The sequence below is a fragment of the Flavobacterium aquiphilum genome, from assembly GCF_027111335.1.
In the GTDB taxonomy this organism is placed as follows: domain Bacteria; phylum Bacteroidota; class Bacteroidia; order Flavobacteriales; family Flavobacteriaceae; genus Flavobacterium; species Flavobacterium aquiphilum.
The window spans coordinates 965636-978347 of sequence record NZ_CP114288.1 but is presented as its reverse complement, the minus strand read 5'-3'; the positions used below and the strand labels follow the sequence as shown (position 1 = coordinate 978347).

The window sequence follows — 12712 nt, the reverse complement described above, 5'->3', positions numbered from 1 at the left end:
CTAGCTTAAAATATTCCTTTAAGCAAATTGTCCAATTGTTTGTATTCAATCAAGAATGCATCGTGTCCGTGAATGGAATCAATCTCTTGAAAGCTTATGTTTTGTTTATGTTTTTTCAATGTTTCGTAGGTCTCTTTATTTTCATTTATCGTAAAAAACAAATCCGAATTGATTCCGATAATATGGATATCTGCCTCGATTTGTGTTGCCACGCTAAGAAAAGATTCCCTGTTTCTGGCAATATCTATTGTTTTCAGCAATTGATTCATCAGCTTGTATGCCGAAAGCTGAAACCGCTTTTGCAATTTGTTTCCGTGATGTTTTAACCAACTTTCGATATTAAAAATAGCCAATTCCTCATTGATAGTCCGATCAAATTTTGCTTTAAAAGACTCAGGCGTTCTATAGCACAACATCGCATGAATGCGGGCATCCTCTATTGGCTTAGCCGAATTATTTAAAATTTGTTCCTGCAAAAAACAGTTGGCAATCAGCCAATCGCTAGACTTCCAATCGGTTGCAATCGGAATTAAATGTTTTGTAAGTTGTGGAGCCAACGCAGCAATTTCCCAAGCAATTCCGCCACCTACAGACCCTCCGATAATAGCATACAATTCATTAATCTGAAGCGCTTTGAGCCCTTCTATAAAAAGTCTGGCCACATCACGAGCCGTAAAATCCAAATAGTTTTCGATAATGGTGCCGTCATATCCGTTTCCTGGCACGTTGAAAGCAAGTATGGTGTATTTATTGGTGTCAATTGTTCTGTTTTCTCCTATCAAAACATTCCACCATCCTTTTAAACCTACCACTTGAGAATTACCGGTTAAGGCGTGATTGACCAAAACAATAGGCGCGGTATGCAATGCAGGGCCAAAAAGATTGTAACTCAAATTGATCGTAGCATAAAAAGCACCACTTTCGGTAGTGAAATTTTGTATTGTAATTGTGGTTGGTTTATTTTCCAATTTCAAATCTTTTTGATTTTTTGATTTGTACCTGGAAATATTATGAAGAAAGTTAGAAAAACCGAATGAATTCTTTTTGTTATCTTTCCACGTTTGGCGTGGTAGAATGCAGCACCTTCTCCGATAAATCGAAGGGTTGCTAAGGCTTCATCGGGTCTAATCCCTCTACCTTTCTTTATAACATTTCAATACGTGTCTGAACTTTTAAAGGTGCAAATTAACTACAATTTTATGAAACAACCAAATTATTATTAAATTCCTCTCCAAAACAATTGCTGCCCATCGATTAAAAAATTGCCAAGAACTGCACTAATTCTCACGAAATTCTTTCTCTTCAAAAAAAGTTATCTTTCGCGTTTTTATACGTGCAATTCGTGGCAAATATTTTTACCTAATATTTCTTAAGGTATTTTTTATGACTTAGATAAAAAGAGTGTCATTTTCTTTAGAGTACATGTGAAACAATAAAGAGTCTTTTCCTTTCCTCTCTTTCAAATTGAAGGTTTCATCAATGTGAAATCTTGGGTGATCCAATTCTTTGATAGGGTTAAATGGTTCAACTTTTTTTATTGCTTTCAAAATTGTGTTTTTTAGTAACTCTACTCCGTTGGCGATATATGTGATAGTTTTCATGATCTTTAATTTTTGAATTTTAATATTTGTTTTGTGGCTTATAGCTTAAATGTTCTACAACATTTGTTTTTTTTCAATGCACAACGAGTTTTGTTTCCTAAAAATCAATTGTGCGCTTTATAACTGGACCTGACAGTACTGCATCTGAAACCGGCATTGAAATGCTGCTCCCTTTTCGAAAATCGCATTAAATCCCTTGTCCATTCTGTTTTGCGCTTTTGAACTCATAATTTCTCTTTTTTAATTGTTATTTATTGAACTTCTATTTTATTTCTGTTTATTCCTTTAAGACCTAAAAAACAAAAAACCCTTTTAGACACACATCCAAAAGGGTTTAAGTTATACGACAAACTTATACTTTTGGAATCAGCAAATACAAACACACATCATGGCATATTCACGCATCATCTTGTTCTTCGCTTTGCAAATGACAGCCTTAACAGTGTATTGTTGTTTCATTCTTAATTATTGTTTTACTTCTTCTTATTATTTTTTTAACGTTTTAATCTCAAAAAAAAAACCTCCCTTATTTTTGAAGGGAGGTTTTTTACTTTATATTTTAAAATTTAAAATAAGCTATACACCTCCCCTACAGGTTTTCACCTGAATGGCTTTTTGTGACATATTGCAAAGATTAAACTTCATTTTTCCCTTTTTTTATTTTTGTGTAACAAATATCTAAACTTTTTTCCAATTATCCAAACGCTTAACGCAAATTTAATGATTAACCAACAAATAATTAAAACTAAAGATGCTTAAAATCAGTTACTTACAATTATTCGAAAACAAAAATTTAACACAATGTTATATTTTTTCGAATAAAAACTTTAATTCAACATTTTAATCCCGAAAATTCAGTAGAGAAACTTAGTCATAAAATATTAAAACTGCCAATATCAAATAAAATTGTCCTTTGAAATTAAAATATCATCCATATCATTATGCACTGACATAGTTTTGCTCTTTATGAAGGTTAAAAATTGGTCTCAAAATATCGGACAATTGATTGAACTCTATCAAATAAGCGTCGTGACCGTGAATGGACTGGATTTGGTGATAAAACACATTTTGTTTCCTCCCCAACAACTCCCTGTAGGTTTTTCGGGTTTCTTCGGCAATAAACAAATAATCCGTATCGACGGTAATTAGATGAATGTTGGCATCAATAGCATTTGTCACCGTCAGAAAATCGGGTCTGTTTCTAGTTATATCATTTGTTTTCAGCAAATGGTTCATCAACTTATAGGCCGCAAGACGATATCTGTTTTTTAATTTAACCCCATGATCCAACAACCAATTTTCTATCTGCAACACCGACAATTCATCCAATTTACTTCTTCGGAATCTTTGGTTCACATATTCTGGTGTTCTATACAATAAAGTAGCGTGCAAACGGGCATCTACAATTGGATCATCCGAATGATTTAAAATTTGATCCTGAATCAAAACATTGGCAATAACCCAATCAGTTGCTTTCCAATCAGTAGCAATTGGAATCAAATTGTCAATTTTATCAGGATGTAAAGCAGCCATTTCCCATGTTATTGCACCGCCTAAACTTCCTCCAATTATTGCATAAACATGCTGCACTTTTAAATAAAACAACCCTTCCCAAAAGATACGGGCGATGTCACGAATGCTATAATCCTTATAATTATCAATCAAATTATCCAAATTCCCATCAAATCCATTTCCGGGAATATTAAAGGCGATAACCGTAAAATAATCGATATCCACGACTTTTTTGTCTCCCACAATTCCGCTCCACCAACCATTTTTTGCGGCAACATTAGAATTTCCTGTCAATGAATGATTCACCACCACAATTGGCGCACTGCCTAGCGGCTGCCCAAAAACCTGATAAAACAAGGGGAGATAAGCCTTCTGTTTTCCTATTTCCAAATCAAAATTAAAGAGATCTATTTTTTGTAAATTTTCCATTCTGAATATTTTTAGTTAATAATCTTTCAGACACCAAGAGATTCAATCCTTAGGATCCTTATATAATCTTGATTTTAAAAACTGCCTCGGATAACCAAAAAGCCAAGGCAGTCTAACTAACAAACCAAAACCAACTTTATACTAAATGAGGATTTTTAATGGTTTCAAAAACTGCTTTTAGATCCGCTTTTAAATCCTCAATATCTTCTAACCCTACTGAAAGTCGAATTAAATCTTTGGTTACTCCTGTTGAAATTTGCTCCTCATCTGACAACTGTTGATGCGTGGTACTTGCCGGATGTATAATCAAGGATTTTGTGTCTCCAATATTGGCCAATAAAGAAAACAACTTAGTGTTATCGGCAACTTTTTTGGCGGCATCAAAACCTGCTTTTAATCCAAAAGTCACCACACCGCTTTGTCCTTTAGGCAAATATTTTTGAGCTATTACGTAATGTTTGCTTGTTTTCAATCCCGGATAGTTCACCCATGCCACTTCGTCTTGAATTTCTAGCCATTGCGCTAACGCCAAAGCATTTTCGCTATGTCTTTTGATACGAATTTCCAATGTTTCTAAACCTTGAATAATTTGAAAAGCATTAAACGGACTCAAAGCAGCCCCAAAATCTCTTAATCCCTCGACGCGCGCTTTTGCAATGAAAGCGGCATTACCCAAGGCTTCATGATAAACCAAGCCATGATACCCTGCCGAAGGCTCCGTAAATTCAGGGAATTTTCCGTTGCTCCAATCGAATTTTCCGGCATCGATAATTACACCTCCGAGCGAGGTTCCGTTTCCGGAAATATATTTCGTCAAGGAATGGATAACAATATCTGCTCCGTACTCAATCGGATTCAATAAATAAGGGGAAGCCACCGTATTGTCAACAATAAAAGGAACTTTGTGGGCTTTGGCTTTTTCCGAAATTGCATGAAGATCCAGCACGTCCAATTTTGGGTTCCCTAAACTTTCGACAAAAAAAGCTCTCGTATTTTCTTTAACGGCTTTAGCAAAATTTTCAGGATCGGTTGGGTCAACAAATGTGGTTGTAATCCCTAACCTTGGCAGTGTAACTTTTAACAAATTATAAGTTCCGCCATACAAACTGTTTGATGCCACGATATGGTCACCAGCTTTTAACAACACCAATAAAGCCGTTGTAATTGCCGATGTCCCTGAAGCGGTAACCACCGCTCCGATTCCTCCTTCCAGAGCTGCCAATCGTTGTTCCAAAATATCATTGGTCGGATTATTTAATCTCGTATAGATAAATCCAGCTTCGGCTAACCCAAATAATTTGGCGGCATGTTCTGAATTATTAAATACATACGAAGTGGTTTGATAGATAGGTACGGCTCTAGTTCCACCGTTTTTTGATACATCGTGTCCTGCATGTAAAGCGTTTGTTGCGAATTTTTGTGTGCTCATGATTCTAATTTTTTAAATGTTGTTAATTGTTTTATCTTTTTTTTATTAAATACTGATTGTTATTTTTTTACGATTACTAAAGTAATAAAAAAGCCCTTTTGGTTTTGTTCCAAAAGGGCTTATAGTAGATCTATAACAAGGATTAAATCCTCCGCTTTTGGCCATAGGGAATTGAGATGCACATACACATCATACAACACATCATCATTTTATTTCCTATTGTTTTCATTACTTCTTTACTTATTTTTGACTAATACCAAAACCTCTTTTATTCGAGAGATCTAATGATCTGTTTTAAATCATCCCATTTGACATCATTTGGGAATTTTTGAAATTCAATAAAACATATCGCACAATAGCGACTTAAATTTTTCTTTTTGATGGAGCAAATTTGCAAACTATTTTTTAATCCACCAAGGAAAAATTGAATTATTTTTATAAACCCTATGGAATTAGTAGGCTATGTTAAAATCCTCTTAATTAAATCAAAAAAAACAAAAGAATAATTTGCAATTCAAAATGGTTTCATACCTTTGCACCCGAAAACAAGAGGAAAAATTTGGACTGATTGCAACCTCTTCATAATGAACCGAATTCATTATGGATGCTGAAAATTTTCAGTAGAAAAAAATGCTAAAGCAGAAACCCTCCTTTAGCCTTTCCAGCAATTATTTTCCTCGATTAATATTTAAAATTTATAATTATTATGGCTTATTTATTTACGTCAGAATCTGTAAGTGAGGGACACCCGGACAAAGTTGCAGATCAAATTTCGGATGCTTTAATCGATAACTTTTTGGCATTTGATGCTGACTCAAAAGTAGCTTGTGAAACTTTGGTAACCACAGGTCAAGTAATTTTGGCGGGGGAAGTAAAGTCAAATACCTACTTAGATGTACAACAAATTGCTCGCGAAGTAATTCGTAAAATTGGATATACAAAAAGTGAATATATGTTTGAAGCCAATTCCTGCGGCATTCTTTCAGCTATTCACGAACAATCTGCAGACATCAACCAAGGTGTTGACAGAGCTAGTAAAGAAGAGCAAGGTGCCGGAGACCAAGGAATGATGTTTGGTTATGCAACGAATGAAACTGAAAGTTACATGCCATTGGCTCTTGATTTATCACACAAATTATTGCAGGAATTAGCGATTTTGCGTCGTGAAAACAAAGAAATCACTTATTTAAGACCTGATGCAAAATCTCAGGTTACTTTGGAATACAGCGATGACAACAAACCAACACGTATTGATGCTATCGTAATTTCGACTCAACATGATGATTTTGACGAAGAGACTGCCATGCTTGCTAAAATCAAAAAAAATATCATCGAAATATTAATTCCAAGAATCATTGCAAAAAATCCTGAGAACGCTCATTTATTCAATGACAAAATTCAATACCACATCAATCCTACCGGGAAATTCGTAATTGGTGGTCCTCATGGAGATACTGGATTGACAGGAAGAAAAATCATTGTTGACACATATGGTGGAAAAGGAGCTCATGGTGGTGGTGCTTTCTCTGGAAAAGATCCAAGTAAAGTAGATAGAAGTGCCGCTTATGCAACACGTCATATCGCCAAAAACCTTGTTGCTGCAGGTGTTGCTGATGAGATTTTGGTACAAGTATCTTACGCAATTGGAGTAGCAAAACCAATGGGTATCTTTATCGATACTTTTGGTACTTCAAAAGTAAATTTAACTAATGGTGAGATCGCTAAAAAAGTAGAAGCTATTTTTGATATGCGTCCTTACTTCATCGAGCAACGTTTAAAATTAAGAAACCCAATCTATAGCGAAACTGCTGCTTACGGTCACATGGGACGTACTCCGGAAACCGTAACAAAAACATTCTCTGCTCCGGGTGGATTGACAAAAACTGTTACCGTTGAGTTATTCACTTGGGAGAAATTGGACTTTGTAGATCAAATTAAAACAGCTTTTGGACTATAAAAAAATCTAAAATCAAGCATAAAAAAACCATTCGGAATCCGAATGGTTTTTTTTATTTTAATACTCTTCAACGTTTTTCAGACAGAAACTGATTACCATTCATTTACTTTATTAGCATCCATTTTAATAAAAATAAATAGCAAAATGGTAAATCCCCACAAACCAGAACCTCCGTAAGAGAAGAAAGGCAATGGCACACCAATAGTTGGAAAAACACCAATAACCATAGCAATGTTTACAAAAAAGTGCGTGAATAATATAGCAGCAACACAATAGCCATATACGCGACTGAATTTAGTCTTCTGTCTTTCGGCGAGATAAATTATTCGAAGAAATAATCCTGTAAAAAGTGCTATCACAACCAAAGATCCAACAAATCCCCATTCCTCACCAACGGTTGTAAAAATATAATCGGTATGTTGTTCAGGTACAAATCCCCCTTTCGTTTGAGTTCCTTCAAGAAATCCTTTTCCAAACCACCCTCCTGATCCAACAGCAATCTCAGATTGATTGGTGTTATATCCAATCCCCTTCATATCTACCTCTTTACCTAATAATATATTAAATCGATCACGGTGATGCTGTTTGAAAATATTATTAAAAACATAGTTTACAGACAAAACGAAACCAGATATAAGAGCAAAAAGAATACCACTCAAAACAATATTTCGATCACCTAACCTTGATTTATAATATACCAAAACAATAACCAATAAAGCCATTAAAATAACATACTGAGGTTCTAAAACTAATGTTAGCACAAAAATCAATATGGTCAAGAAACCCGTCCAAACGTACCAAGATGGCAAACCCTCTCGAAACAAAACGATAATAAAAATACTGTAAATCATTGCACTTCCCGGATCAGGTTGCGGCAAGATGAGCATAACCGGTAAAAAAACGATTGCCAATGCTTGCACTTGGCGATTCATTTCTTTTAAATTGATTTGAGTGTCACTTAGATATTTCGCCAATGCTAAAGAAGTTGCTGCTTTTGCAAACTCAGAAGGCTGCAGGGTAAAACTCCCAAAAGCATACCAGCACCGCTGTCCCGCAATTGTTTTTCCAAAGACAAATAATCCCAGCAACGATACTAGAGAAACAACGAATATAATACTGGCATATTTTTCATAAAATTTACCATCAATATATAAAATAATAAAAATCAACGGAACTGATAAAGCAATAAATATGGCTTGCTTTTCATAAGTTCCTTCAGTAGAAGATAAAGATGACGAATATATATTTAACCATCCCAAAAACACAAGTACAATGTAGATAATGACACATATCCAATCAATATTACCTGATAAGCTTTGATTTTTCATTTGAATATATATTATTGTTCTTCTTGAATTGTGTCTTTTACTTTCTGAGCAGCTTTGACTTTACTTTGAGCGATAGAATCCTGAACAAATAATTGTCTTTTCACTTCATTTGAAAGTCCTCCTAAGATTGCATAACGACTTTGTAAACTTGTATTCAACACTCTGGTTTCCAAATCTGTTCTTGTGATTTTTCTTCTCAAATATTTCTCTATCATCAAACTGGCAATAGGCCCTGCAATAGTAGCCCCGAAACCGCCATTCTCAACTAAAACCGCAATAGCTATTTTTGGATCATCTTTTGGTGCAAAAGCAACAAAAATAGAGTGGTCTTTTAGCTTAACACGTTTACCATCAATTTTAGTGTAATTTTCAGCAGTACCAGTCTTCCCACATATATCAATACCCTCAACTTTTAATGCATAAGCAGTTCCATGATTATACACATCAAACAAACCTTGAATCATCGGAGGAAAATATTTTTCATCAATGCTTGTAACATGCTTTGTTGTAAACCTAGGATCTATTTTCTCCCCTTTGATTTTTTTAATGATGTGAGGAGTATAATAATACCCATGATTTGCTACTGTCGACATCATATTGGCCAATTGAATTGGGGTTGCCAAAACTTCCCCTTGACCGATAGCATTAGATATAATCGTTTTTCCGCTATAACCCCATCCTGGATACATTCTTTTATAGGTTTTGGAAGTTGGGATCTTCCCCCTTCTTCCTACTGGCAAATCACAACCCATAAACTGTCCGAGACCAAAACTTTTAACATGATTACTCCAAACATCCACAGCATAAGGAGTACTTTTATATTTTCCAATAGTTCTCAAATACACATTTGAAAAATAAGCATTACAAGATTTATAAATCCCAACATTCAAACTTCTAGGGCCGAAAATTCCACAATGACATTTTTGAAAACGTCCTGGAGCATAATAAAAACCATGACTACAAACAAAAGTGGTGTTCTCATCGACCACTCCTTCTTGCAATCCCACAAGACCCGTCATAATTTTAAATGGTGAACCCGGCGGATATTCGGCCAACAATCCTCTGTCATAAAGTGGTTTTGCTATAGAATCATTATACAATTTGGTATAATTTTTGGATCGTTGTCTTCCCACCAAAATTCCGGGATCATAAGATGGGGCAGTAACAAGCGCTAATATTTCACCTGTTTTGGGTTCAATAGCAACAATTCCTCCTCTTTTGTTGACCATTAATTGCTCTCCGTACTTTTGGATTTCGGAATCGATAGTTAGATTTATATCTTCTCCTTGTCTTGCGATTGTATCGTATTTACCTTCTTTATAGGAACCTATTTCACGGTTAAATTTGTCTTTCTGAAAATACCTAACCCCTTTAATACCACGAAGAATTTCTTCATAACTTTCCTCAACCCCCTGTCTACCAATCAAATCTCCACTCTTATAATAATGATTTTTTTCAATTTGCTTATCATTAACCTGAGTAATAGATCCAAAAACATTGGCTCCAAAATTAACTTCATAATCGCGTAAGGAACGTTTTTGAAAATAGAAACCTTCAAATTTTCTGATTTTTTCCTGAAAAGCTGCAAACTCGGTTTTATTCAATTGAGCCAAAAAAACCGATGGTAACCTTGGGCTATAGACCTTGGCTTTCTCCATTCTTTTAATAAAGTCTTCTTTGGTAATACTCAATAACTTACAAAACTCTAGAGTATCTGTATTATGAAGCTCCCTCGGAATTACCATGATATCATAAGACGGCTGATTGGCAACCAACAATACTCCATTTCGATCATAGATATAGCCCCTCTCCGGATAATCATATTCGATTTTTATTGCATTATTTTCCGATTTTAGTTTAAATGAATCGTCAATAATTTGCAGATAAAAAACTCTTATGATTAACAAAGATGCCCCAATAATTATTAAAGCAGGCAACAAAACCTTTCTCATTTTTATCTTTTATTTGGCTTTATTAAATAAATAAGAATAATACAGGTTAAAATTGTAAACAGCGTACTTAAAAGAATCCTAAGTAAAACATCAAAAAAGAAAGTGATTTGAAAAGATTCTAAAAAGAATAAAACAATGTGATGCGTTGCAACAGCCAATAAAATAAACGTAAATCGTTCGGGAGTCAAAACATCATTCAATCTAATTGTTTGATACTCATAACTAAGTCCAAATGAAAATTTAAAAAAGTAAGGTCTTAAATACGCCAAAAGAACGCAAGCAGTTGCATGTACACCTCCTGAATTACAAAATAAGTCCATAATCAAACCCAAGAAAAAACTAGCAATAAGAAGACTTGACTTGTTCCCGTTTACAGGATAAAGAATGATGAAAAGAATATATGGGAATGCACTCACATAACCTTCAAAATTCATATTATTAAAAACTAGAATTTGCAAAGCTAATAAAAGCACAAAACGAAAAATGTTCATCAATACCGTGCTATTCATCTTTTTTCTCTTGGTTTTCTAAATTTCTAATTTCTTCGCTGTTTTCAGATTTTATAATATAAACATGACCCAAATTAGTCATATCATTAAATAATTTAACGTCAATCTTATAATAGTGGTTTTTATCATTAGGAATCCATACTTTTTCAATTGTTCCAATTCCAACATTTTCAGGAAATATTACAGATTGCCCACCTGTTACAATGGTATCGCCTTTTTTGATAGAAGCTAATCTTGGCACGTCAGTCAATTGTACAAAACCGGTATTTTTTCCATCCCAACTTAGGGTTCCGAAATGATCTGAATGTTTAATCTTTGCATTTATCTTAGACTTAATATTCAAAATACTAATTACAGTAGAATAGTTAGCAGATACATTATCGATTATACCAACTATCCCCAAACTATTAATTACCCCCATATCAGGCTTAATTCCTGATTTTGCACCAGAATTCAATGTTAAATAATTCTCATACACATTATAAGAGTTGTGAATCACTTTGGAAACAACGATATCTTTCGGTAAAACACCTTTTAAACTGTCTAAATTCGGAATCTCTGCTGAATCTTTAGTTTTAAACAACAGACTTTTTAAATTAGCATTTTCACGAGCCAATTCATCATTTTGTTCTTTCAAATGAAGGTATTCTTCAAAAGAATTAATCCTTTCGTACACTCCCCCACTCAGAAAATTTGCCGAACTGATAATTTTACTTCTATGAAAAGAATGAGATTGTATGGTTAAGGATAACGCAATGCCCAAAAGCAGCAAAAACAGTAACCGATTACTGTTTCTTATGATAAAGGAAAATATTTGCTGCATTGTTTGTGATTAAAATTTTAAAATCAAATTTAAAAAATCCAAATTCCAAATTACTTGGGTTTTCAATCCTGAATTTGGAATTTGTTTGTTTTTATTATTTTATAAGGATATTTTTAAACTTCGAAATATTCTTAAGAGCCATTCCTGTACCTCTTACTACTGCTCTCAATGGATCTTCGGCAATATAAACCGGTAAATCTGTTTTTTGAGAAATTCTTTTATCAAGTCCTCTCAACATTGATCCACCACCTGCTAGATAGATACCTGTGTTATAGATATCGGCAGCTAACTCTGGAGGCGTTTGAGATAATGTTTCCATTACCGCATCTTCAATACGTTGTATCGATTTGTCTAATGCTTTTGCAATTTCTCTATAAGATACTTCAACCTGTTTTGGTTTTCCGGTCAATAAATCCCTTCCTTGAACTGACATATCATCTGGTGGAGTTTCCAAATCTTCTATGGCCGCCCCAATTTGAATCTTAATTTTTTCAGCAGTACTTTCTCCAACAAATAAGTTGTGTTGAGTACGCATATAATAAACGATATCATTAGTAAAAACGTCCCCTGCAATTTTAACAGATTTGTCACAAACGATACCACCCAAAGCTATAACAGCAATTTCAGTTGTTCCACCTCCAATATCAACAATCATGTTTCCTTTTGGCTGCATGATATCGATTCCAATACCAATTGCCGCCGCCATAGGCTCGTGTATCAAATATACTTCTTTACCATTTACCCTTTCACAAGATTCCTTTACTGCTCTCATCTCCACTTCAGTAATCCCAGAAGGGATACAAACTACCATTCTCAAAGCGGGAGTGAACATTCTTTTTTTCAATGCCGGTATGCTTTTGATAAACATACTGATCATTTTTTCAGAGGCATCAAAATCAGCAATTACACCATCTTTCAAAGGTCTAATTGTTTTAATGTTTTCATGCGTTTTCCCCTGCATCATATTCGCTTCCTTACCAACAGCAATAATTTTGCCCGATATTCTATCACGTGCAACTATCGACGGGCTGTCAATTACGACTTTGTCATTGTGAATGATTAAAGTGTTTGCTGTACCAAGGTCTATCGCAATATCCTCAGTCATGAAATCAAAAAATCCCATATTCCTCTTAAGGGTTAAAAAGTTATAAATAAATTACGCACAAAGTTAA

Annotated in this window: 10 protein-coding genes and 1 riboswitch; of the genes, 1 reads left to right on the top strand and 9 read right to left on the bottom strand. The window is 34.4% G+C overall.

The window, feature by feature from the left end; all coding sequences use genetic code 11:
* Positions 1 to 5 precede the first annotated feature (5 nt).
* From OZP12_RS04060 to OZP12_RS04045, 4 genes are all read right to left on the bottom strand, one after another.
* Positions 6 to 968, bottom strand: a complete 963-nt coding sequence (locus tag OZP12_RS04060) for an alpha/beta fold hydrolase (protein ID WP_281227773.1) — start codon at positions 966 to 968, stop codon at positions 6 to 8.
* Positions 969 to 1044: 76 nt separating this feature from the next.
* A riboswitch (SAM riboswitch) is annotated at positions 1045 to 1152 on the bottom strand.
* A 236-nt stretch (positions 1153 to 1388) separates the two neighbouring features.
* Entirely contained in the window at positions 1389 to 1601 is a 213-nt protein-coding gene (locus OZP12_RS04055) for a hypothetical protein (RefSeq protein ID WP_281227772.1), read from the bottom strand.
* Positions 1602 to 2540: 939 nt separating this feature from the next.
* Entirely contained in the window at positions 2541 to 3542 is a 1002-nt protein-coding gene (locus tag OZP12_RS04050) for an alpha/beta fold hydrolase (protein WP_281227771.1), read from the bottom strand.
* A gap of 136 nt (positions 3543 to 3678) precedes the next feature.
* On the bottom strand, positions 3679 to 4971 hold the full coding sequence (locus OZP12_RS04045; protein WP_281227770.1) for an O-acetylhomoserine aminocarboxypropyltransferase/cysteine synthase family protein: 1293 nt from the start codon (positions 4969 to 4971) through the stop codon (positions 3679 to 3681).
* 706 nt (positions 4972 to 5677) lie between these two features.
* On the opposite strand from OZP12_RS04045, the gene metK reads away from it, so the two are divergent.
* Entirely contained in the window at positions 5678 to 6928 is a 1251-nt protein-coding gene (metK, locus tag OZP12_RS04040; RefSeq protein WP_281227769.1) for a methionine adenosyltransferase, read from the top strand.
* A gap of 92 nt (positions 6929 to 7020) precedes the next feature.
* Here the strand turns inward: metK and rodA are convergent, their stop codons facing one another.
* The 5 genes from rodA to OZP12_RS04015 form a co-directional block, all read right to left on the bottom strand.
* Positions 7021 to 8256, bottom strand: coding sequence for a rod shape-determining protein RodA (gene rodA / locus OZP12_RS04035; protein ID WP_281227768.1), 1236 nt, complete (start codon positions 8254 to 8256; stop codon positions 7021 to 7023).
* 11 nt (positions 8257 to 8267) lie between these two features.
* Positions 8268 to 10208: a penicillin-binding protein 2 gene (mrdA, locus tag OZP12_RS04030; RefSeq protein ID WP_281227767.1), complete on the bottom strand. Its 1941-nt coding sequence runs from the start codon at positions 10206 to 10208 to the stop codon at positions 8268 to 8270.
* A 2-nt stretch (positions 10209 to 10210) separates the two neighbouring features.
* On the bottom strand, positions 10211 to 10717 hold the full coding sequence (locus tag OZP12_RS04025; RefSeq protein WP_281227766.1) for a rod shape-determining protein MreD: 507 nt from the start codon (positions 10715 to 10717) through the stop codon (positions 10211 to 10213).
* The gene (gene mreC / locus OZP12_RS04020) at positions 10710 to 11540 is read right to left on the bottom strand and encodes a rod shape-determining protein MreC (RefSeq protein ID WP_281227765.1); all 831 of its coding nucleotides are present in this window, start codon (positions 11538 to 11540) and stop codon (positions 10710 to 10712) included. Before mreC ends, OZP12_RS04025 begins: the two co-directional genes overlap by 8 nt.
* A gap of 94 nt (positions 11541 to 11634) precedes the next feature.
* Positions 11635 to 12663, bottom strand: coding sequence for a rod shape-determining protein (locus OZP12_RS04015; RefSeq protein WP_281227764.1), 1029 nt, complete (start codon positions 12661 to 12663; stop codon positions 11635 to 11637).
* Between the last annotated feature and the right edge of the window lie 49 nt (positions 12664 to 12712).